General features: G+C 65.0%; 22 protein-coding genes, 1 tRNA gene and 1 pseudogene. 9 read left to right on the top strand and 15 right to left on the bottom strand.

From position 1 onward, the window contains the following. Nucleotides 1-3: 3 nt before the first annotated feature. The 6 genes from EGM87_RS16720 to thiS all read right to left on the bottom strand — a co-directional run bounded on the left by EGM87_RS16720 (nt 4) and on the right by thiS (nt 5,379). The gene (locus tag EGM87_RS16720; protein WP_044661389.1) at nt 4-1,302 is read right to left on the bottom strand and encodes a glycosyltransferase family 4 protein; all 1,299 of its coding nucleotides are present in this window, start codon (nt 1,300-1,302) and stop codon (nt 4-6) included. 30 nt (nt 1,303-1,332) lie between these two features. Then, nucleotides 1,333-1,773 (bottom strand): HIT family protein, encoded by a 441-nt coding sequence (locus EGM87_RS16715; RefSeq protein WP_044661388.1) that lies wholly within the window; start codon nt 1,771-1,773, stop codon nt 1,333-1,335. Nucleotides 1,774-1,881: 108 nt separating this feature from the next. Beyond that, the gene (locus tag EGM87_RS16710; RefSeq protein ID WP_137709534.1) at nt 1,882-2,517 is read right to left on the bottom strand and encodes a CoA transferase subunit B; all 636 of its coding nucleotides are present in this window, start codon (nt 2,515-2,517) and stop codon (nt 1,882-1,884) included. 1 nt (nt 2,518) lies between these two features. Then, nucleotides 2,519-3,352 (bottom strand): HAD family acid phosphatase, encoded by an 834-nt coding sequence (locus tag EGM87_RS16705; RefSeq protein ID WP_137709535.1) that lies wholly within the window; start codon nt 3,350-3,352, stop codon nt 2,519-2,521. A 64-nt stretch (nt 3,353-3,416) separates the two neighbouring features. After that, a complete protein-coding gene (locus EGM87_RS16700) occupies nt 3,417-4,127 on the bottom strand; it encodes a CoA transferase subunit A (RefSeq protein ID WP_044661385.1) in 711 nt (236 codons plus the stop codon). 226 nt (nt 4,128-4,353) lie between these two features. Next, a complete protein-coding gene (thiS, locus tag EGM87_RS16695; protein WP_099185234.1) occupies nt 4,354-5,379 on the bottom strand; it encodes a sulfur carrier protein ThiS in 1,026 nt (341 codons plus the stop codon). 110 nt (nt 5,380-5,489) lie between these two features. Here thiS and aroQ point away from each other — a divergent pair, with 110 nt between their 5' ends. The 4 genes from aroQ to arsC all read left to right on the top strand — a co-directional run bounded on the left by aroQ (nt 5,490) and on the right by arsC (nt 8,212). Next, a complete protein-coding gene (aroQ, locus tag EGM87_RS16690; RefSeq protein ID WP_044661384.1) occupies nt 5,490-5,930 on the top strand; it encodes a type II 3-dehydroquinate dehydratase in 441 nt (146 codons plus the stop codon). An 84-nt stretch (nt 5,931-6,014) separates the two neighbouring features. Next, complete coding sequence (gene accB, locus EGM87_RS16685; RefSeq protein WP_025772776.1) at nt 6,015-6,500, top strand: acetyl-CoA carboxylase biotin carboxyl carrier protein; 486 nt, start codon at nt 6,015-6,017, stop codon at nt 6,498-6,500. Between the two features lie 14 nt (nt 6,501-6,514). Then, a complete protein-coding gene (accC, locus tag EGM87_RS16680; RefSeq protein WP_025549844.1) occupies nt 6,515-7,861 on the top strand; it encodes an acetyl-CoA carboxylase biotin carboxylase subunit in 1,347 nt (448 codons plus the stop codon). 6 nt (nt 7,862-7,867) lie between these two features. Next, nucleotides 7,868-8,212, top strand: a complete 345-nt coding sequence (arsC, locus tag EGM87_RS16675) for an arsenate reductase (glutaredoxin) (RefSeq protein WP_137709537.1) — start codon at nt 7,868-7,870, stop codon at nt 8,210-8,212. 533 nt (nt 8,213-8,745) lie between these two features. Here arsC and EGM87_RS16670 read toward each other — a convergent pair. The 7 genes from EGM87_RS16670 to EGM87_RS16640 form a co-directional block, all read right to left on the bottom strand. Then, a complete protein-coding gene (locus EGM87_RS16670; protein WP_137709538.1) occupies nt 8,746-10,101 on the bottom strand; it encodes a sensor histidine kinase in 1,356 nt (451 codons plus the stop codon). Beyond that, a complete protein-coding gene (locus EGM87_RS16665) occupies nt 10,098-10,817 on the bottom strand; it encodes a response regulator (RefSeq protein WP_025551099.1) in 720 nt (239 codons plus the stop codon). The genes EGM87_RS16670 and EGM87_RS16665 overlap by 4 nt, the downstream gene beginning before the upstream one ends. Before the next feature lie 73 nt (nt 10,818-10,890). Continuing rightward, nucleotides 10,891-11,541 carry an EF-hand domain-containing protein gene (locus EGM87_RS16660; protein ID WP_137709539.1) on the bottom strand — a complete coding sequence of 217 codons (651 nt, stop codon included), beginning with the start codon at nt 11,539-11,541 and terminating at the stop codon, nt 10,891-10,893. A gap of 174 nt (nt 11,542-11,715) precedes the next feature. Then, complete coding sequence (locus EGM87_RS16655) at nt 11,716-12,933, bottom strand: argininosuccinate synthase (RefSeq protein WP_103000800.1); 1,218 nt, start codon at nt 12,931-12,933, stop codon at nt 11,716-11,718. A 160-nt stretch (nt 12,934-13,093) separates the two neighbouring features. Continuing rightward, the gene (locus tag EGM87_RS16650) at nt 13,094-14,038 is read right to left on the bottom strand and encodes a hypothetical protein (protein ID WP_244309641.1); all 945 of its coding nucleotides are present in this window, start codon (nt 14,036-14,038) and stop codon (nt 13,094-13,096) included. Between the two features lie 173 nt (nt 14,039-14,211). Further along, nucleotides 14,212-14,406: a DUF4169 family protein gene (locus EGM87_RS16645; protein WP_044661379.1), complete on the bottom strand. Its 195-nt coding sequence runs from the start codon at nt 14,404-14,406 to the stop codon at nt 14,212-14,214. Between the two features lie 27 nt (nt 14,407-14,433). Next, nucleotides 14,434-14,507, bottom strand: a tRNA-Gly gene (locus EGM87_RS16640). A gap of 110 nt (nt 14,508-14,617) precedes the next feature. On the opposite strand from EGM87_RS16640, the gene EGM87_RS16635 reads away from it, so the two are divergent. From EGM87_RS16635 to EGM87_RS16620, 4 genes and pseudogenes are all read left to right on the top strand, one after another. Further along, on the top strand, nt 14,618-15,532 hold the full coding sequence (locus tag EGM87_RS16635; protein WP_048576279.1) for a LysR substrate-binding domain-containing protein: 915 nt from the start codon (nt 14,618-14,620) through the stop codon (nt 15,530-15,532). A gap of 127 nt (nt 15,533-15,659) precedes the next feature. After that, nucleotides 15,660-17,774: a TonB-dependent receptor domain-containing protein gene (locus tag EGM87_RS16630; RefSeq protein WP_137709540.1), complete on the top strand. Its 2,115-nt coding sequence runs from the start codon at nt 15,660-15,662 to the stop codon at nt 17,772-17,774. Nucleotides 17,775-17,880: 106 nt separating this feature from the next. Next, nucleotides 17,881-18,996, top strand: a complete 1,116-nt coding sequence (locus EGM87_RS16625) for a DUF47 family protein (protein ID WP_044661376.1) — start codon at nt 17,881-17,883, stop codon at nt 18,994-18,996. 18 nt (nt 18,997-19,014) lie between these two features. Then, nucleotides 19,015-20,015 (top strand): annotated as a pseudogene (locus EGM87_RS16620) (inorganic phosphate transporter). Nucleotides 20,016-20,076: 61 nt separating this feature from the next. Here the strand turns inward: EGM87_RS16620 and EGM87_RS16615 are convergent. After that, a complete protein-coding gene (locus EGM87_RS16615) occupies nt 20,077-20,244 on the bottom strand; it encodes a hypothetical protein (protein ID WP_007682549.1) in 168 nt (55 codons plus the stop codon). A 123-nt stretch (nt 20,245-20,367) separates the two neighbouring features. Here EGM87_RS16615 and EGM87_RS16610 point away from each other — a divergent pair, with 123 nt between their 5' ends. Then, a complete protein-coding gene (locus tag EGM87_RS16610) occupies nt 20,368-21,783 on the top strand; it encodes a helix-turn-helix domain-containing protein (RefSeq protein WP_137709541.1) in 1,416 nt (471 codons plus the stop codon). Between the two features lie 93 nt (nt 21,784-21,876). Here the strand turns inward: EGM87_RS16610 and EGM87_RS16605 are convergent, their stop codons facing one another. Beyond that, on the bottom strand, nt 21,877-22,266 hold the full coding sequence (locus tag EGM87_RS16605; RefSeq protein WP_171010004.1) for a hypothetical protein: 390 nt from the start codon (nt 22,264-22,266) through the stop codon (nt 21,877-21,879). Between the last annotated feature and the right edge of the window lie 55 nt (nt 22,267-22,321).

Below are 22,321 nucleotides of genomic sequence, written 5' to 3'. Positions count from 1 at the left end.
ACGTCAAGCGGAAGCGCGAACCGTCATTTCGTCCAGCATGCCGGCGACGATGTCGAAATAATCCCCCCATGTCGGCGCCCGCCACGCCGCGATCCGCGCGATCTGCGCCGCCCGTTCGGGCGCATCGGCCTTGCTGTACGCCTCTATGGCCCTCAGCCAGCCGAGGCCGTCCAGCGGGTCGAGATAATCCGGCGCTTCGCCGCCCACCTCCCGATGCGCGACGATGTCGCTGCAGATCACCGGCACGCCCGCCGACAGCGTTTCGATCACCGGCATGCCATAGCCTTCCTCGAAGGAGGGCATCAGCATCGCCCGCGCCCCGGCGACCAGCGCGTTCATCTCATTGTCCGGCACGCTGCCCGCCTCGATCACATGGCCGCGCAGGATTTCCGCCCGCTCCAGCATGTCGACGACATTTTCATTTTCCCAGCCGCGCCGCCCGATCAGCACCAGCACCGGCGCCTTGTCGCCCCATCTCTCCACCAGCCGCCGCCAGATGTTGAGCAGCAGAAGATGGTTCTTCCGCGGCTCGATGGTCGAAATATAGACGAAATAGGGCCGATCCGGCACTTCATGGCTGCCCTCCACCACCATGTCCGGCGCGTCCGCGCCGAAATGGGCGACGCGGATCACCCGCCCCTCCAGGCCGCGCGTCAGGCGCGGCGCCAGCGCATCGATCGTCGCCTGGCTGTTGCCGATGATCCCGTCGGCATAGCGGTCGATCGTGCGCACCCGCTTCAGATGCTCCTCCGCGCCCTGCGGCCGGGCGAATTCGGGATGGGTCAGCGGAATGACGTCATGCACCAGCGTCACGAAGCGCGCGCCCTCCGCCCGCAGGATCGCGCCGACCTGATCGGCGTCGTCCAGATGATGGGGCGACACCTGCAGATAGATGCGCGGCCCATGCGCCACCGGCACCGGGCGCGGGCGCAGCGCGATCAGGTGGCGGATCACCGCCGCCTTGCTCTCGCGCTCGTCCACCTGCTCCGTGTTGCGCCAGCGCGCCGCGGTGAAGGCCAGGAACTGGCGCACCGCCGCATCCTTCAGCCGCCCATAATAGCCGCCCGCCGGATGAACGGCGGCGAAGGCCAGCCGGTCCGGCATCCGCTCCAGCAATTCCCGGGCATAGGTGAACTCGACCCGGTCGATCCCGGTCGGCGCGGCATGGAAACTGCGGGACAGCAGCCGGGAAATGTCCAGGACGATCTCCGCCGGCCGGCTGCCGCCGGCGAAGCGCCGGCTTTCCCGCTTGGCGCGCAGCGCCAGCCGCGCGCCGGGGGCCTTGAAGGGCTTGAGCGCCACCTCAGGGCGCTTTCACGAAGGTCTGGCGCATCAGAACTGGGCGCGAATCTCTTCGGCCAGCTTCTGCAGTTCCGCCGGATCGGCAAAGTCGCCCTGCGCATGGGCGACGAAGCCGCGCGGCTGGCCTTCCCAGCGCGGCACGATGTGGAAATGCAGGTGGAACACGGTCTGCCCGGCAGGCGCGCCGTTGAACTGCGCGACATGGATGCCGTCGGGGTCCAGCGCCCTGCGGGTGGCGTTGGCGACCTTCTTCACCGTCGCCATCACCTGCGCCAGCGCCTCGTCCTCGACGTCCAATATGTTCCGCGCCTTCGACCATTTGGAAATGACCAGGCTGTGCCCCTTGGACTGCGGCTGGATGTCGAGGAAGGCATATGTATGCTCGTCCTCATAAAGCCTGGTCGAAGGAATCTTCCCAGCCAGGATCAGGGCAAAGACATTGCCATCGTCATAGGTGCCGTCGAGGCTCATCGTGCTTCCTCAGAGCGATTTGCAGGTGATCCGACTGGATCGCCGGTTAAGAAATCGCGGTAAACAAAAAACTTCGGAGCGGCGATCCGATTCGATCGGATCGAAGCTCTAGGACTGATAATGCGCACTGGTCTTGGCGGCGACTTCCTCCGCCGTCACGCCCGGCGCGCATTCGATGAGGCGGAACGGGCTGTCATGATCGGACCGCTGGAACACGCAGAGGTCGGTGACGATCATGTCGACCACATTCCTGCCGGTCAGCGGCAGGGTGCAGGCCGGGATGAATTTGGGACTGCCATCCTTGGACGTGTGCTCCATGACGACGATGATCTTCTTGACGCCCGCGACCAGGTCCATCGCGCCGCCCATGCCCTTGATCATCTTGCCCGGGATCATCCAGTTGGCGATGTCGCCATGTTCCGAAACCTCCATCGCGCCCAGCACGGTCAGGTCGATATGCCCGCCCCGGATCATCGCGAAACTGTCGGCGCTGGAAAAATAGCAGCTCTGCGGCAATTCGCTGATCGTCTGCTTGCCCGCATTGATCAGGTCGGCATCCTCCTCCCCCTCATAGGGGAAGGGGCCGATGCCCAGCATGCCGTTCTCCGACTGCAGCGTCACTTCCACGCCGTCGGGAATATGGTTCGCCACCAGCGTCGGGATGCCGATGCCCAGGTTCACGTAGAAACCGTCCTGCAATTCCTTCGCCGCCCGCGCGGCCATTTCGTCACGAGTCCAGGGCATGTTATTTCTCCCCATCGGCAGGCGCGGCCCACCTCTTGTCCAGCGGAAAAACCTCGTCGAAGCCGCCCTTGAGGCCGCTTCCATAAACCGGATTGGGCAGGACGAACCAGCCATTGCCCCACATCTGCGCGATCGCCGGCTGCATGGTCGCGGCACGCCGCGCCGTCACCGACGGTCCGCCATTGAACAGGTCCGAAAAGTCGCCCAACTGGTCGCCGCCCATGGCGATGACGCAATATCGCGCCGCGATCGTCGCCCGCCGCCCGTCCTTGCGCGATCCCATGGCGTCGTCGCCGCTCAGGAACAGCGTCTGCCCATGCACGGCATCGCCCAGACCGGCCGCCTTTATGGCGCGGACGGTCGGCTCGGCATTCCCGGCGGCGCGATTGGTGTTGAACACCACCGTCACGCCCATCTGCCGCAGAGCGCGCACCATCCGGTCCGCGCCCGGAACCGGCGCGACCGCAGCTTCGCCCGTCCTTTCCCATGCATCCCAGGCGGCCGTGTCGAATCCCCTGCCCGTCCGCGCTGCATGATATTCATAGCCGATGTTGAGCATCACCGTCTCATCGACATCGAAGACGGCGGCAAGGGGCTTTGCGCCGCAGGGCACGAAGCGCGGATCGTCAAGGCCTGCGCCTTCGGCCAGGATCACGCTGTCGGCCGGGCGCGCCTTCACCTTCGCCGCGACATGCGCCAGCAAAGCCTGATAGGCCTGGAGCGAAAGCGCCGAAGCCTCCCCCGACCCATAAAGATACTGCATCCCGGCCGGGGGCGTTTCGGGCGCGACCGGAACCGCCGCCGGCCGATCGGCCGAACAGCCCGCCAACATCATCGAAACCGCCAGGCCGACAGCCCCCCTCCCACCCGCGGGAGGGGTCGGGGAAGGGCATGTCACGTCAAACCGCCTCCCTCTGGCGGACGGTGCGGAATTCGATTTTCTTGTCGTAAGGCGCTCCGACGATCATGCGCTTGACGTAGATGCCGGGCAGATGGATCGCATCGGGGTCGAGGCTGCCGGTGGGCACCACCTCCTCCACTTCCGCGACGCAGATCTTCGCCGCCGTCGCCATGGGCTGGTTGAAGTTGCGCGCCGTCTTGCGGAAGATGAGGTTGCCGCTCTCATCGGCCTTCCAGCCCTTGATGACCGCCACATCGGCGAAGATGCCGCGCTCCAATATATAATCCTGCCCGTCGAAGCTCTTCACTTCCTTGCCCTCGGCCACCGCCGTGCCGACGCCCGTCCTGGTGTAGAAGCCCGGAATGCCCGCGCCGCCCGCCCGGCAGCGTTCAGCCAGCGTGCCCTGCGGGCAGAACTCCACCTCCAGCTCCCCGGCCAGATATTGCCGCTCGAACTCCTTGTTCTCGCCCACATAGCTGGAGATCATCTTCCTGACCTGACGCGTGCGCAGCAGCTTGCCCAGCCCCTCGCCATCTACCCCCGCATTGTTGGAGGCGATGGTCAGATCCCTGACGCCCGAATCCCGGATCGCATCGATCAGCCGCTCGGGTATCCCGCACAGACCGAACCCGCCAGCGCACAGATGCATGCCGTCGAACAGCAAACCCTCCAACGCACTCGCCGCATCGGGGTAGAGCTTGTTCACCATCGCCTGTCCTCCTGCCGGGAATCCGCCCAAGGAGATAGAAGCAACCCGGCAAAGGGTCAATTTGCTGCAACGGCGAAAGTCGCAACCCCGCCGATACCGCAATAACTCCCGCGCAGGCGCTCCAATGAGGCAGGCGGCTCATGACCACCCCGTCCCGCCCCGTTCAGACACCATCCTAACAGGCTCCTGCCTCCGCGGGAGCATGGCGCACCCTCTTGCCAGCGCCTCAGATCAGCCCAGCCAATGGACTTGAAGGATCGGCATACATGCGCTTCGCCATCCGTCCGGCCCGATAGGCCATCCGGCCCGCCTCGACCCCGGCCTTCATCGCGGCGGCCATCAGCACCGGGTCCTTCGCCTCGGCAATGGCCGTGTTCATCAGCACGCCGGTGCAGCCCAGTTCCATCGCCTCGGCCGCTTCGGAAGCCGTCCCCACGCCCGCATCGACCAGCACCGGCAGCCGGGTCCCTTCCACGATCAGCCTTATCGTCACGCGATTCTGGATGCCCAGCCCCGACCCGATCGGCGCGCCCAGCGGCATGATCGCCACCGCGCCCGCATCCTCCAGCCGCTTCGCCGCAATGGGATCGTCCACGCAATAGACCATCGGCTTGAAGCCTTCCCTGGCCAGTATCTCGGTCGCCCGCAGCGTTTCCACCATGTCGGGATAGAGCGTCCGCGCCTCGCCCAGCACTTCCAGCTTCACCAGATCCCAACCGCCCGCCTCGCGCGCCAGGCGCAAGGTGCGGATCGCCTCCTCCCCCGTGTAGCAGCCCGCCGTATTGGGCAGATAGGTGATCTTCCGGGGATCGATGAAATCCGTCAGCATCGGCGCCTTGGGGTCCGACACATTGACCCGCCGCACCGCCACGGTGACGATCTCCGCCCCCGAAGCCGCGACGGCCGCCGCATTCTGCTCGAAATCCCTGTACTTGCCCGTGCCGACGATCAGCCGCGAACGGAAGGTCCGGCCCGCCACGGTCCAGCCATCCTCATCCACCGCCGGGACATCGCCGCCGCCCGCGACCGGATGGTCGCCACCGCCAACGAAATGCACGATCTCCAGTTCGTCGCCATCCTCGACGCACACCTGCGCCAGCGTCGATCGCGGCACCACCTCCAGATTGCGCTCCACCGCCACCTTCTCCGGCACGAAACCCAGTTCGCTCGCCAGCTCCGCCAGCGTCATGCCCGCACGCACGCGGCGATGCTCGCCATTGATATGGATGGACACGGTTCCGTCGACGCTCAATGCTCTGTCCTGTCAAACAAGGTGTCTCGACTTGGCGCGACACGAAGGGCTAAAGATCAGCGCGCATATAGGGGCGTCGACGCCCCACCCGCAACCATAAGGGGACCGCCATGGCCGAAACGCGCAAAATCTATGTCCTGAACGGTCCCAACATCAACATGCTCGGCACGCGGGAGCCTGAAATCTACGGCTATGACACGCTGGACGACATTGCCGAGCGGATGGAGGACGCCGCCAACCGCGCCCATGTCGAGATCGATTTCCGCCAGTCCAACCATGAAGGCCATCTGGTCGACTGGCTGCAGGAGGCGCATGCGGAGGGCGCGCACGCCGTCATCCTCAACGCCGCCGGCCTTACCCACAGCTCCGTCGCGCTGCACGACGCGATCAAGGCCATCACGGTCCCGGTGATAGAGGTGCACCTCTCCAACCCCCACCGGCGCGAGGAATTCCGCCACAAAAGCTATGTCGGCATGGCGGCGAAGGGGACCATCGCGGGCTTCGGCGCCCTGTCCTACATGCTCGCGCTGGAGGCGGCGCTCGAACTGTAGCTCGACGCACATAAGTTGCGCTCCGGCGCAAATGCGCATAGGCGCGGGCATCGGAACACGAAATTCACCGTCCAGGGACTGAAAATGAACGACAAGGCTGAAAAGGGCGCAATGCAGGTGGACGTACAATTGGTGCGCGATCTCGCCGCGCTGCTCGACGACACCAACCTGACGGAAATCGAGGTGGAGGACGGCGACCGCAAGATCCGCGTCGCGCGCAAGGTCGGCGGCGGCGCCGTCACCTATGCGCCCCCGCCCGTCGCCGCCGCTCCGGTCGCCACGGCCGCGCCGGCCGCCGCCCCCGCTCCAGCCGAAGCCGCCGCCCCGGCCGTGGCCGCCAACGCCATCCGCTCGCCCATCGTCGGCACCGCCTATCTCGCCGCCGAACCGGGCGCGGCGCCCTATGCCGCCGTCGGTTCGACCGTGAAGGCGGGCGACACCGTGCTGATCGTCGAAGCCATGAAGGTCATGAACGCCATCACCGCGCCCCATGCCGGCACGGTCAAGGCCGTGCTGGTCGATAACGGCCAGCCGGTCGAATATGACCAGCCGCTGATCGTCATCGAATAAGGGCCGCTTCACACATGGCCATCGAAAAGCTGCTGATCGCGAACCGGGGCGAAATCGCGCTCCGCATCCATCGCGCCTGCCATGAAATGGGCATCAAGACGGTGGCGGTGCATTCGACCGCCGACGCCGACGCCATGCATGTGCGCCTCGCCGACGAAGCGATCTGCATCGGCCCGCCCGCGGCGAAGGACAGCTATCTCAACATCGCCGCGATCATCTCCGCCGCCGAAATCTCCGGCGCGGACGCGATCCATCCGGGCTATGGCTTCCTCTCGGAAAACGCCCAGTTCGCCGAAATCGTGGAGGCGCACAACATCGCCTTCGTCGGTCCCAAGCCCGAACATATCCGCATCATGGGCGACAAGGTGGAGGCAAAGCGCACCGCCGGCGCGCTCGGCCTGCCGCTGGTTCCCGGCTCCGACGGCGCGATCTCCGACATCGCGGAAGCGAAGGAAATCGCCGCGAAGATCGGCTACCCCGTGCTCATCAAGGCGGCCTCTGGCGGCGGCGGACGCGGCATGAAGGTCGTGCCTTCCGAAGACCAGCTCGAAACGCTGATGAAGCAGGCCGGCTCCGAAGCCAAGGCCGCCTTCGGCGACGACACCGTCTATATGGAAAAATATCTGGGCAATCCCCGGCATATCGAATTCCAGGTCTTCGGCGACGGCAACGGCAACGCCATCCACCTGGGCGAACGCGACTGCTCGCTCCAGCGCCGCCACCAGAAGGTGCTGGAGGAGGCGCCCTCCCCCGTCCTCTCCACCGCCGAGCGCGACCGGATGGGCGAAGTCGTGCGCAAGGCGATGGCCGACATGGCCTATCGCGGCGCGGGCACCATCGAATTCCTCTGGGAAGACGGCGAATTCTACTTCATCGAGATGAACACCCGCCTGCAGGTGGAGCATCCGGTGACGGAGATGATCACGGGCGTCGATCTGGTGCGCGAACAGATCCGCGTAGCGGAGGGCAAGCCGCTCTCGGTCGAGCAGAAGGACCTGGTCTTCACCGGCCACGCCATCGAATGCCGCATCAACGCCGAAGACCCGCGCACTTTCGCGCCCTCGCCGGGCACCGTCACCAGCTATCATGTGCCGGGCGGCATGCATGTCCGCGTCGATAGCGGGCTGTACCAGGGCTATAAGGTGCCGCCCTATTATGACAGCATGATCGGCAAGCTGATCGTCTATGGCCGCACCCGCGAAGGCGCGATCATGCGCCTGCGCCGCGCGCTGGAGGAATATGTGATCGAGGGGATGAAGACCACGATCCCGCTCCACCAGAAGCTGCTGACCGACCCGGACTTCCTCAACGGCGACTACACGATCAAGTGGCTGGAAGAGTGGCTGGAACGTGAGGGATAAGAAGGCATGAGGGCGACCATCTGGCACAACCCCCGCTGCTCCAAGTCGCGCGCGGCGCTCGCGATCCTGGAAAATGCACCGGGGGTCGACGTAGAGGTCGTCGAATATCTCAAGACCCCGCCCGGCCGCGCCGAAATCGAGGCGGTCCTGAAGAGGGCGGGCGTCCGCCCATCGGAAGCCGTCCGCAAGGGCGAGGGCATAGTGAAGGAAATCGGCCTGGACGTATCGGACGACAAGGCCGTCCTCGACGCGATGGCCACGCACCCGATCCTGATCGAACGCGCCATCGTGATCACGGACAAGGGCGCGGTGATCGCCCGCCCTCCTGAAAGGGCCAATGAAATCCTCTAGCCTGCGTCGTTACGCGTCATCCTGCGCTCGGCCCAGGGCTAAGGCCGAAATGGAAGACGAAAAAGGATGGTAAGCGGACACCCGCTTTATCCCTCTCCCTTGAGGGAGAGGGCTGCGCAGACTTGGCAGCTTGCTGCCTTAGTCGTAGCTGGGTGAGGGGGTTGCGATCCAGGGGATCGCGCGGGCCGCAGGCCCGCTCCCCCCTCATCCAAATCAGCCTGGGCTCCTTCGCCGCCAAGACTTCCTATTCTTCTCCCTCAAGAAAGAAGGAAGGTCTCGAACTGGCCAATTTCCAGCCATTCTGCTCCCGACCTCGCCCCAAGCCCCCCGCAGGAGCATGTGACCCAAGCGCAACAGGCTCCTGACAAAATATCCTATTTCCCCGACATGACCCAATTCGGCCTGTCCTATTGTCCGCCGGCCGGCCTATCGCCCACCCCTCTTTGAAACGTCCGACGCATTGCGCGATGCGCCTACGCGCGCCCGGGCACGCGCGCGCATACACTGTGAACTTCGGCTGAAAATCGCCATTTTCAGGCCGGCAGGACCAGACTCGCTTCCAATCCGCCCTGCGCCCGGTTGGCGAGCTTCAGCGCGCCGCCATGTTCGGTCATGATCGCCCGAACCAGCGCCAGCCCCAGGCCGGCCCCGCCAGTGTCCCGATTGCGCGAGCCCTCCAGCCGGGTGAAGGGCTCCATCATCTCTTCCATCCGGTCTTCCGATATGCCGGGTCCATCGTCCGCCACGATCAGCCGGATGGTGCCATCCCCTCTTTCGACCGAGACATGAGCCCGCTCGCCATAGACGATGGCATTCTCGATCAGGTTGCGCAGCGCGCGGCGAATCTGTTGCGGACGCACATTGGCGACCGCGCGATCGCTGTCGGCCAGATCGACCGGAGACCCGAGTTCCAGAAAATCCTCGACCACGGCGTCCGCCAGCGCCGACATATCGACCTTCTGCCGGGCTTCGCTGCTGCGACCCGCGCGGGCGAGCGAGAGAATATCCTCCAGCATCCGGTTCATCTCGTCGATCGTCTCGGACATGCGGGCCCGCTCGCCCTCGTCCTCCACCGATTCGGCGCGCACGCGCAGCGAGGCCAGGGGCGTGCGCAGGTCATGGCCGATGGCGCCCAGCATCCGGTCCTTCTCGTTCAACATCGCAAAGATGCGGCTGCGCATCGCGTTGAAGGCTATGGTGAGCTGCCGCACGTCGCCGGGGCCGCGTTCCTCCACCGGGTCGGCCGATCCGGTGCGGGCGAACTGCTCCGCCGAAAGGGTCAACTGCTTCAACGGCCGCGCCAGCCTGCGCCCGACCCAGAGCAGCGGCAGCAGCACGATCGCGTAGAGGATCAGCGTCTGCCCCACCAGCCATCCGCCGAAGCGGGGCGGCCGGTCCCCGATGCGCGTCTGCGTCAGCGCCCATTTGCCCGGCTGATATTCGACCGCCATCGCCAGACGCGTCATATGCACATGATCATGCCTGCCGCCGGCCGCGCGCATGCGGAAATTGTCCCAGCGCCGCAGCGGCAGCAGCTGCGGCTGTTCGGCCGCACGGATGGAGCGGACCGAAAGGCCGACATCGTCGAACATCGCCCTCGCGCGGCGCTCGACGTCCGGCCGGGCTTGCCCCGGCAAGGGCGGGGCAGCATTCAGGAAGCGCACCCTTCCCCGCCGATCCGCCTCGTCGCCGCCGCGCCGGTCCGGCCGGTTGTCGAGCGCGTCGACGATGCGATAGACGCCCGGCGCCGTCTGCGCGGTCAGCTCGATCCGTTGGCGCTCGCGCAGCAACAGGGTGAAATTGATCGCCTGCGCCACGAACAGCGCCAGCGCGACGAGGATGATGATCTGGCCGACGACGCTCTGCGGCCAAAGGCGCAGCCGCCTCACAGCTTCCGCACGTCCGCGGACAGGGTGTAGCCGCCGCCCCAGACCGTCTTGATGAGGGTCGGGTTCTTCGGGTCCGGCTCTATCTTCTTGCGCAGGCGGCTGATCTGGTTGTCGATCGCCCGGTCGAAGGCATTGGCCTCCCGCCCCTGGGTGATGTCCAGCAACTGGTCGCGGCTCAACACCTGATTGGGCCGGGTGGCGAAGGCCAGCATCAGATTATATTCCGCCGTGGAAAGGGGCAACGCCACCCCCTCGCCGTCGACCAGCGTGCGCTCCTGCGTCTTGAGCAGCCAGTTGGCGAAGGCATAGGTTGCGCCATCGGGGGCCGTGACCCGCTGCCCGCCGGTCGCGACGCGGCGGAAGATCACCTTGATGCGGGCGACCAGCTCGCGCGGGGAAAAGGGCTTCAGCACATAATCGTCCGCGCCCATTTCCAGCCCGACGATACGGTCCGTCTCCTCCGATTTCGCGGTCAGCAGGATCACCGGAATCTCGCTGGTCTCACGGATGTGGCGGCAGAGCGACAACCCGTCCTCGCCCGGCATCATGATGTCCAGGATCACCAGGTCGATGGCGTTGGCGTTAAGGCGCATCCGCGCTTCCGACGCATTTTCGACGGCCGTCACGCGAAAGCCGTTGCGGCCGAGATATTGCGCCAGCGGCTCGCGGATCGAGCGCTCGTCGTCGACGAGCAGCAGATGGGGTCGTTCGCTCATGGTCCGGCTCTTGTCATGGCTGGATGCGGGTGGGAAGGGCGAAGGCGCGCAATCGACGCCTTCACCCCTGCCCTCAATTGGCGGGCGGCGGCCCCTTGCGGTCGCGCCAGCCGTCGCGGAAGGCCTGCCGCGCCGCCTTCATCTCATCGGCGGTCACCTTGCCATCATGATTGGCGTCGGCCTTGTCGAACATGGCGAGCGGGCGGGTCATGAATTCGGCCTTGGTGATGGTGCCGTCCTTCTTCATTTCAGCGCCCGGACCGCCGCGCATGCCCTGTGCCCCACCATATTGTCCGCCACCATGCTTTCCCCAACCGCGATGGCCCCAGCCATGGCCGTCCGGCCCGCCGGGCTTGCCCATGCGGTCGTGCATGCCGTCCCGGCCCTGATGCCCGGCGGCAAATTCCGCCTTGCTGATCTGGCCGTTCCTGTCGGTATCGAGCGCCGCGAAACGCTCATCTAGCCGCTGCTGACGGAGGATGTCGCGATCCGCCTGGTCGAGCTTGCCATCCTTGTTGGCGTCCAGCCTGGCGAAGCGGGCTTCGAGGGCGGCGGTCAGTTCCACCTTTGTGACGGCGCCGTCCTTGTTGGCGTCGGCCATCATCAGCATGCCGCCGCCACGCGGTCCGGCGCTGTCGTCCTGAGCGAAAGCAAGGTGCGAGGCAGCAAGCCCGCCGACGAACAGCGAGCCCAGCGCCACCGTGGTCATGAATTTGCGGATCATGGAAATCTTCCTTCAAAGCGTCTGTCACGAACGGCGCCCTGCCGTCCTTGAAGACGCTTATCGGGGAGTTTTGTCCCGCAATTTTGTCACGTCACCCGATAAAATGTCGCAATTTGTATCGGGCGGAGGCTTGGCTTCGGTTCCAAACCTCCTTCGCGGGAACGACAATCAAATTCAACGATCCCGGCGTCCCAGCAGACGCAGGCGAAGCGCGTTCAGCTTGATGAAGCCCGCCGCGTCGCGCTGGTCATAGGCGCCCGCATCATCCTCGAAGGTCACGACCTTCTCGCTGTAGAGCGAATGGGGCGACTTGCGGCCGACGACATAGACGCCGCCCTTGTAGAGCTTCAGGCGAACCGTGCCGGTCACCTTCTCCTGGCTGAAGTCGATCGCCGCCTGCAGCATCTCGCGCTCGGGCGAGAACCAGAAGCCGTTATAGATGAGTTCGGCATAGCGCGGCGCCAACTCGTCCTTCAGATGCGCCGCGCCCCGGTCGAGCGTCAGTTGCTCGATCCCGCGATGGGCGAGGTGGTAGATGGTGCCGCCCGGCGTTTCATACATGCCGCGCGACTTCATGCCGACGAAGCGGTTTTCGACCAGATCGAGACGGCCGATGCCATGCTTGCGGCCATAGTCGTTGAGCGTTTCCAGCAGGGTCGCGGGCGACATGCCGACGCCATTGATCGCCACGCCGTCGCCGCGCTCGAAATCGATGGTGATATATTCGGGCGCGTCGGGCGCATCCTCCGGATTCACCGTGCGCGAATAGACATAGTCCGGGGTTTCTTCCCACGGATCTTCCAGCACCTTGCCCTCCGAAGAGGTGTGCAGCATGTTCGCGTCCGTCGAGAAGGGGCTTTCGCCGCGCTTGTCGCGGGGGATCGGAATCTGGTGCTTCTCAGCGAATTCGATCAGCCTGGTGCGGCTGGTGAGGTCCCATTCGCGCCAGGGCGCGATCACCTTGATGTCGGGCGCGAGACCGTAATAGCCAAGTTCGAAGCGCACCTGGTCATTGCCCTTGCCGGTTGCGCCGTGGCTGACGGCATCCGCCCCGACCTGCTTCGCGATCTCGATCTGCCGCTTGGCGATCAGTGGCCGGGCGATGGACGTGCCGAGCAGGTAAAGCCCTTCATAAAGCGCGTTGGAGCGCATCATCGGGAAGACATAGTCCTTCACGAATTCCTCGCGCAGGTCATCGATGAAGATATGCTCTTCCTTGACGCCCATCAGACGCGCCTTGGCGCGGGCGGGCTCCAGTTCCTCGCCCTGTCCCAGATCGGCGGTGAAGGTCACCACCTCGCACTGGTAGGTCTGTTGCAGCCATTTCAGGATCACGCTGGTATCCAGCCCACCTGAGAAGGCAAGAACGATGCGGTTGATCTTGTCGGACATGGGCAACTTTCCTTGAAGCGGGCCTGGGCGGCCATGCAATTACCGGCGGGCCGGTATCAGGCCGGGCGGTCCAACGCAACCGCAACGGCGGAACTATCGCATGACGAAGGGGATGCCGATCGGAACCGACATCCCCTTTCCGCAAGGAATCGAATCGGGCTCAGCTCGTCCGCGGCTTGAAGACGCTGTCGCGGCGCCGGTCGGAACCGAAACGATAGACCGTCTGCGTGGCCGCAGGCGCGGGCCTGGCCGATACTGGCGGCGCTGCCATGGTTTCCTCCGCCGCCGGGGTCGCCCCCTGCTTCTGCCGCTGCGCGAGGAGGAATTTTGCGCGGGTCATGCGCTTGGCGTGGGTTCGGAACGGGTTTTCCGGGCTGGGCGGCGCAGCAACCATCGCTTCCAAGCTGCTTTCCTCCTCGCTCCGCGCAGGAGCAATCACGGGCGGTGGCGTCATCAGCGGCATGGCGGGAGCTGGTGCCGCAGGCATGGGCTGGACCACCTCGCCCTCCCAATGCTCCTGGCCTTCCCACTGCTCCTCACGACGCTTGCGCCTGCGCAACAGGGCAGCGCCCGCGAGGCCCGCCATCAGCAGCGAGCCGCCGCCCAGCGCCCAAAGCAGCGCGGGATCGATCCCGGCTTGCGACGGAGGAACCGGCGCCGGCCTGACAGGAGCGGCGGCTGCCGGCGGAGCGGCCGCCTGTACAGGCGCCGGGACAGGCGCTTCGCTTTGTACCGGGGCCGTAGCGCGTTGCGGGGACGCGACAGGCTCGGTCCGCGCTGCCGTTCGGGTCGCTGGCCTTGGTGCGCGCCGCTCCACCGGAGCCGCTACCACAGTCTGCGCCTTCTCCTCCGCCTGCGACGCCGCAATGGCGGCATCCAGCCGCTGTTCGACCGAAGGCGTCGATTGAACCACAGGCTGCGCGGGCGCAAATGCTGGAGCGGACGAAGCCGGCGGTTGCTCCGGTTCCGCGGCTGGATTGACAATCACCGGCTGGCTCGGCGGCACGATGGTCTGCGCGAGCAGCGGAGGCGAACTGAAAGCCAGAACAGCGGCAATCGCGGCCCTGGCGGGGCGAAGTGAGCGAATGTTTCCAGTCATAGCCATGATCAAACCCGCGAGCCTCACGATTCAGCGCAAAGCCTGAAGGCTATTCCCGATCAATCGAGCCAAAGGGCCGACGAAATGATCAGAACATGGCCAACATGAACATTCGTTCATTTTGATGGATGATGTTTTAGACTTTATATTCTTGCCTGCGGTCCAGAATCAGCGATCTATTATTTGGGACTATCATCCCTATTGTCACGGCGCGCGCCTTCGATCAGCCGCCTGTTCCGTTCTTCTTCCGCTGACTGCGCCAGACGTTCCGCCTTGGTGCGGCCGAATTTGACGCGATTGCCCTGCGCCTGGCGTTCCTTGTCCGCCCGAGCCTTCGCCTTGCGCGCCTGTCGTAGATTGACGATGTCGCCCATGGGCGTGGACGGGCCTCCATGAGGGGATGGAGCGGGTAGCGGGGATCGAACCCGCATCACAAGCTTGGAAGGCTAGTGCTCTACCATTGAGCTATACCCGCCCGTCAGGCTGAGCGCCCTGCCATCTTTGGGCAGCCTTCGTCAATATGCCAAAGCGATATTCACCCAATATCGGCCTTAACCCCGCGCGATATTTGCACTATCAGGGGCCATGGCCACGCCTTCCCTGCGCCAGTTGGATATATTCGCGCAGATGGTGGCATCGGGCAGCCTCTCGCGCTGCGCCAGCGATCTGGGGATCACACCCGATGATGTCGCCCGCGATCTGGCCTCGCTGGAGCTGCGTCTGGGCTACCGCCTCTTCGACGATCTTGCTGGCGCCCCCCGCCTGACCGCCGCCGGTCGGAAAACGGCGGAGGCCATGACCCTGTTGTCGCAGGATCAGCCGGAAAACTGGGGGGTCGATCAGGCGGACGGCATGATCCCCGCCGCCCCTCCGTCGGAATCGGCGCCATCGCGGCAAAGCATCGTCCTGGCCGCGCCCGCCCCGGTCTTCGGCCATTTCCAGGAAGCGCTGGCCGCGTTCGAGGCCGCGAATGACGACATCGCCATCACGCTCGACCTGACGATCCACCTGGCCGACGAAGCTGCCTGGGCGCTCCGCCGGGGAAAGGCCGACATCGCCTATTTCTATGCGTTGGGCGAGACGGATGAGCCATCCTCCCGCTATGGCTGGTCGGAGCAGATCAACCTCTATGCCGGCGCGGACCATCCGCTCGCCCGCCGCGACAGCGTTGCGACCGGAGAGCTTGCCGCCATGCCGACATTGGCGATGGAGCCGCGCAACGGCCTGCGGCGGATCATCGACGAGGCGCTGCTGCGCGGCGGCGTCCGACTGGGCGATCCGGTGCTGGAGACCGACAATCTGTTCGACATCATGACCATATTGCGCGAAGGGGCGGGCTGCTTCGCCGCCTTCGGCCCCCTCGCCCGCGATCTGGGCCGGATGACCGGGATCAGACGGATCGCGCTCGAACGTCCGCTCCCGGCCATCGAAGTGCGGCAGGCTCTCCGCCCCGAAAGCCCGGCCGCGGCTGCCGCGCTGGCGGAATTCCTCTTTCTCTGATCATCCGCTGCGACTGGCTGAGCCGATTTCGCGGGCAAGCGATCGATCCCGCGCCAAGCAGTATTGATATGCTATATCATTTCAGATAGGAGAGCGCATCTCCTCCCATTCAAGGATGACGAACCGAATGTATCGTTCCGCACTGTTGCGTGCCGGTTGCGCCTTTTCCGCATTGTCTGCCGCCCTTCCCGTCTTCGCTCAGGACGCACCCGCCGACGCGGCGCCCCAAGCCTATCATGATCAACGAGTGGACATCGTTGTCACCGCCATCATTCCACGCCGGCAGGGCGATATTCTTTCAGGGACGTCGGTCGTATCCGGCGAAGAACTCACCCGGGCGCTGCGCCCCACCATCGGCGACACTCTGGCGCACCAGCCCGGCGTCTCGGCAACCTCCTTCGGTCCCAATGCTTCCCGCCCCGTGCTGCGCGGCTTCCAGGGCGAGCGCGTGCGCATCCTGACCGACGGCATCGGCAGCTTCGACGTGTCGAACACCTCCGTCGACCATGCCGTGGCGATCAATCCCCTCACTGCCGACCGGATCGAGGTGCTGCGGGGCCCTGCGGCGCTGCTCTACGGCTCCTCCGCCATTGGCGGCGTGGTCAATGTGATCGACAGCCGCATCCCCCGCCGCGTGCCGGACGAACCGATCCACGTCGACGGCATCGCCACCTATGGCAGCGCAGCCAATGAACGCACCGGATCGGGCGAGATCGAGGCCCCCATCGGTGACAAGTTCGTTGTCCATTTCGACGGCAGCTATTCCAAGAGCGGCGATCTGGACACCGGCAGCTATATCCTGACCCCCGCCCTGCGGGCCCAGGCGAATGCCAGCAGCGACCCGGAAATCCGCGACCTCGCCACCCTGCGCGGCAAGTTGCCCAACAGCGCGGCGCGGACATGGGAAGTGGCGGGCGGCGCGGCGCTCATCACCGATGGCGGCAATCTGGGCTTTTCGGTGGCGCATACCGACAATTTCTACGGCGTGCCGGTCCGCTATTCGCTCGATCCCGATGGCGAAGCGGAAAAGGTGCGGCTGCACATGAAGCAGGATCGGGCCGACCTGCGCGCCGAACTGCCCGTCAATGGCGGCTTCCTGGAATCGATCCGCCTGCGCGCGGGCTTCGCCGATTATCAGCATCAGGAGATAGAGGAGACGGGCGAGGTCGGCACGACATTCTACAACCAGTCGATCGAATCGCGGCTGGAACTGGTCCAGGCCAGGCGCGGCGGCTGGGACGGCGCGATCGGCGCGCAGTTCTTTGCACGCAACTTCCACGTGGTGGGGGAAGAAAAATTCCTGCCGCGCAACGAGACGGAGCAACTGGGCTTCTTCACGCTGCAATCCTTCGACCTCGGCACCACCCGGGTCGAGCTGGGCGGGCGTTATGAACATACGCGGGTCGGGGCCGATGCGGACGAGACGCTGCTCAATCCCGCCTATCATCGCAGCTTCAATGCACTTTCCGGTTCGCTGGGGATCAGTCAGGAACTCGCTCCTGGCTGGCGGGTCGGGTTGAACCTGTCCCGCACGGAGCGCGCTCCTTCGGCCGAGGAGCTGTTCGCCCGCGGCAACCATGCCGGAACGCAGGCCTTTGAACTCGGTAATCCCGATTTCGGGCTGGAAAAGAGCTGGGGCGTCGAAGGCACGCTGCGCGGCCAGGGCAATGGCTATACCCTCTCGCTTTCCGCCTATCACAACTGGTTCGACGGCTATATCTACGATACGCTGGCCGACGACAGCGTCTGCATGGCCGCCAATGGCGGAGAACCGCTGGATTTCCCCTGCTACCAGAATCTGCAGGCGAATGCTCGCTATCTCGGCTTTGAGGCGGAAGGCACGGTGAAGCTGGGGCAGATCGGCGGCTATGCCCTCAACCTGGATGGCGTGGCCGACTATGTGCGCGCCACCATCGTCGGATCGGGTCCGGCGCCGCGCATACCCCCGCTTCGTCTGCTGGGCGGCGTGGAATTGCAGGGCGACCGGCTGAGCCTGCGGGGCGAGGTCGAGCGCAGCTTCGCCCAGAACCGCATCGCGGACACCGAAACGCCGACCGACGGTTTCACGCTGGTCAACGCCTCGCTCTCCTTCAAGCCGCTCAAGGGCAATGACCGGACCACCATCACCCTTTCCGCCAACAACATCTTCGATGTGGAGGCGCGGCGGGCGGCCAGTTTCCTGAAGGATTACGCCCCCCTGGCGGGACGGGACATCCGCCTGACGGCCCGCCTGTCGATCTGATAACCTGGTTGATTGCGCAATGTGACGATTTCGTTACAAGGCGCGGATGGACCAGGGGTGGGCGAAACTCGATCGGATGCGCCGGCGGGCGTATAAGGGCGGCTGAATGCGTCAGATCGCCGCCCTTCCTTATTCGACCGGCCCCGACGGGTCGATGCGTATCCTGCTGATCACCTCTCGCGATACGCGGCGATGGGTGATTCCCAAGGGCAATCGCATCAAGGGCATGGCCGGCCACCGCGCCGCAGAGCTGGAGGCCTATGAAGAGGCGGGCATTCACGGCATTGCCTGTCCCGCGCCGCTCGGCCGCTATCGCTATGACAAGAAACGGCGGCGGGGCGACACGAAAGAGGCGACCGTCGAGGTTTTCCCGCTTGCGGTGACGGGCCAGTTGTCGCAATGGCCCGAACAAGGGCAGCGGGAACTGCGTTGGTTCCCCGTTGCCGAAGCTGCAAAGGCTGTCGACGAACCCGATCTGCAATCCATCATCGCCGCTTTCCGCGAACCGCCCCGGGACCCGGGCCTGTTCGTGCGGACGTTGCTGCGGGTCAAGGAATGGCAAAGCGAAAGGACTGGAATGCTGCGCTGGTTTCACGCGCTGATGCCCAAGCAAGGGCGCTTTTTCGAGCAGTTCGAGGATCATGCCGCGACTTTGGTCGCCGGCGCCGATGCGCTCGCCAAGCTGCTGAAGGGCGGGCCGGACATCGACGCCCACATCAAGGAGATTTCGGACCGGGAGCATGAGGCGGACGACATCATCCGCGAAGTGCTGCAGGATGTGCGCCGCATCTTCGTGACGCCGTTCGACCGCAGCGCCATTACGGGGCTGATCGGGGTGATGGACGACGCGATCGACCAGATGAACCAGACGGCGAAAGCCATCGCGCTGTTCGAGGTGAAGGAATTTCCGTCGCAGATGCAGGACATGAGCGCCCTGATCGTCGAATGCGCGCGGATCACGGCGGAGGCGATGCCGCTGCTGCGGTCGCTGAACCTGAATTCGGCGCGGCTGCATGACCTGACCGAACGGCTGGTGAAGCTGGAGGGGCATGCCGACATCCTGCATGAGGCGGGGCTGAAAGCGCTCTACAACCAGGCGCGGCAGGGCAATCCGATGGATTTCGTCGTCGGCAACGAAATCTACAGCCATCTGGAGAAGGTGACGGACCGGTTCGAGGATGTCGCCAACGAGATTTCCGGCCTGGTCATCGACCACGCCTGATCCGGCCAGAGCAGATAGATGGAAGCCCATATCGCCTTTCCGCTGCTGATCGCGCTGATCGGGGTCGCGCTGCTGTTCGATTTCCTGAACGGGCTGCACGACGCCGCCAATTCGATCGCGACCATCGTGTCGACGCGCGTATTGAAGCCGCAATATGCGGTCGCCTGGGCGGCGTTCTTCAACTTCATCGCCTTCCTCTTCTTTGGGCTGCATGTGGCGGAGACCGTGGGCAAGGGCATTGTCGACGCCAGCATCATCGATCCGGCGGTGATTTTCGGCGCGCTGATGGGGGCCATCGCCTGGAACCTCATCACCTGGGGGCTGGGCATCCCCTCCTCCAGCAGCCATGCGCTGATCGGCGGGTTGCTGGGCGCGGGGACGGCCAAGGCGGGACTTTCCGCCGTGGTGTGGAGCGGGGTGTTCAAGACCAGCGCCGCCATCGTGCTGTCGCCCGCCATCGGGCTGGTGCTGGCATTGCTGCTGGTGCTGGTCGTGAGCTGGATTTTCCGGCGCTTCACGCCGCAGGGGGCGGACCGGGTGTTCCGCAAGATGCAGCTTGTGTCGGCGTCGCTCTATTCGCTGGGGCATGGCGGCAATGATGCGCAGAAGACGATGGGGATCATCGCGGTGCTGCTCTATTCGCAGGGCATGCTGACGGGCGGATTCCATGTGCCCTTCTGGGTGGTGCTGAGCTGTCAGGCGGCGATGGGCCTTGGGACGCTGCTGGCGGGTGGAAGATCGTCCACACCATGGGGTCGAAGATCACGCGGCTGACGCCCGGACAGGGATTTTGCGCGGAGACCGGCGGGGCGCTGACGCTGTTCCTGGCGACGCATCTGGGCGTGCCGGTGTCGACGACCCACACCATCACCGGCGCGATCGTGGGCGTCGGGGCTTCGCGGCGGCTGTCGGCGGTGCGGTGGAACGTGGCGTCGAGCATTATCGTCGCCTGGGTGGTGACGCTGCCGGCGGCGGCGGTGATCGGCGCGGCCTTTTACGGGCTGACGCGGCTGTTCTGACGGGAAAAGGGCGCGGTCGGTTTTTCCGCCGCGCCCTTCCCTCTCCTGAACCCTGAAACGCTCAGCTCACCCGGCCGAGGCGGTGGTAGAGATTGGCGTATTTGACAGATTCCGGCTTGTCCTGAACCTCGCGCAGATAATGGGCGATGGCGGTTCGGATCAGGCCGAAATCCTCCTGGGAGAAAACCGCGCGGGAGCGGGCGGGCTGGGGTGCTTCGGTCGTTTCCATGGGTCTTCCTTTCCGTTGGGATGACGCATCAAACCATGAACGAGTCGGTCAATGAAGGCCGATTAGTGAAGCGGTGTCATGCGGTGACTTGTTCATATTGTCATTTTTTGACATAGTGACAGTATGGCGGACGATCGGAAACTCTATCTGGGGCCGAAGCTGCGGGTTTTGCGGCGGGAGCTGGGGCTGAACCAGACGCGGATGGCGGAGGAACTGGGGGTGTCGCCCAGCTATCTCAACCATCTGGAGCGCAACCAGCGGCCGTTGACGGCGCAGATGCTGCTGCGGCTGGCCAATGTCTATGACATCGACATTCGCGATTTCGTCGCCAGCACGCAGGAAGGGGCCGCCAGCGCGCTGGGGGAGATATTGTCCGACGCGCTGGTGCGCGACATCGGCATCGCCCGCGACGAAGTGCTGGAGGTCGCGGAAAATTATCCGGGGGTGAGCGAGGCGATCGGACGATTTTACCGGGCGCTCAGCGATTTGCGGCGCCTGCCGGAGCAGGTGGCGTCCGGACTGGCGGGGGCGCCGGGGAGCGTGGCGCCGCTGCATGCGCCGCTCGACTGGCTGCGCGAGACGATCGCGCGGGCGGGCAATCATTTCGCGGAGCTGGATGCGGCGGCGGAGTCGCTGGCGGGGGAACTGGGCGACGATCCATCGGCCTTGCAGGCGGGCATCCGGGCGCGGCTGAAGGAGCGGCATGGCATGGCCGTGCAGATCGTGCGGGAGGATGTGCTGACGGGAACGCTGCGCCATTATGACATGCACCGGCGGCGGCTGTTGCTGAGCGAGCGGCTGGCCTCTTCGGGGCGGCTGTTCGCGGTGGCCTATCAGCTTTGCGCGCAGGAACTGGCGGACGCCATAAGCGGGCAGGTGACGCGGGCGGGGCCGCCGGACGAGGACAGCCGCCGCCTCGCCGGAATCGCGCTCACCAACTATGCGGCGGCGGCGCTGATCATGCCCTATGACCGTTTCGCCAAGGCGGCGGAGCAGAGCCGGCACGACCTGCCGCTGCTGCGGGCGCGCTTCGGCGTGTCGATGGAGCAACTGGCGCATCGGCTGACCAGCCTGGGGCGGACGGGGGCGCGCGGCGTGCCCTTCTTCATGGCGAAGGTGGACCGGGCGGGCATCGTGTCGAAGCGGTTCGACGGGGAGGCGTGGCCCTTTGCGCGGCTGGGGGGCACCTGCCCGCGCTGGGACGCGCATGAGGCGCAGGCGCCGGATGCGGTGCACACGCAACTGATCGAGACGGTGGACGGGCGGCGCTTCGTCAGCCTGACGGTGGGGTTGCCCAAGGAGGGCGGCGCGCGGGGGCGGTCGGTGATCGCGCTGGGCTGCGAGGCGAAGCATGGGGCGCGGATCGTGCATGCCGACGGGATCGATTTCGAGAAAGGCGCGGCGACCGAGGTGGGGCCGACCTGCCATCTGTGCGAGCGGCGGGGGTGTCCGGATCGCGCCCTGCCGCCGGTGACGCGGGCGCTGGATCTGCATGGTTATGAGCGGACGGTGGCGCCGTTTCCGTTTCGGCGGGTTTGAGGGGGATTTGGCCGGTGGCGGAATGTCGGCTTAGGGCGCCGTTTAGCAGAAAGCCGCCCTCCTCTAATTCAATTAGGAAAATCTCTCATCTCCTCAGTTTGGCATGCCTTGACGCTCAGGATTGTCAACCCAGAGTCGAGCCGTCTCAATAAATGCCCACACATCATCAACCCCGGCTTTCAGATAAAGCGCATCTTCTGGGTCGGCCCCCATTGCTTCGAACATGGCCATCAACCAATTTTGCTTTGAAACCTGTTCCGGAATTTTAGTCTTCAGCCAACACTCTAATTCGCCGACCGGTACAAACATGACGCCAAAGGATGCAAATCGACTGAGTAAATCTTCCGCAGCGCTTTTGTCGGAACCTAAGGCATCAAGACCAAGTTTTTTACAGTTGGCGCGACCAGCTTTCTCCATAGCTAATTTTATCGATGCCCGCTCTTCTTGTAGACCGTGAAGCGATGCGGCATCTAAATTCACCAATTGTGACCTGACCCCCGGATTTTCCTCCAAGCTTGATTAGAGTCTGACCTGATGG

Source organism: Sphingobium sp. RSMS (assembly GCF_005406185.4).
Taxonomy (GTDB): Bacteria; Pseudomonadota; Alphaproteobacteria; order Sphingomonadales; family Sphingomonadaceae; genus Sphingobium; species Sphingobium fuliginis.
This window is presented reverse-complemented; position numbering and strand designations above follow the sequence as displayed.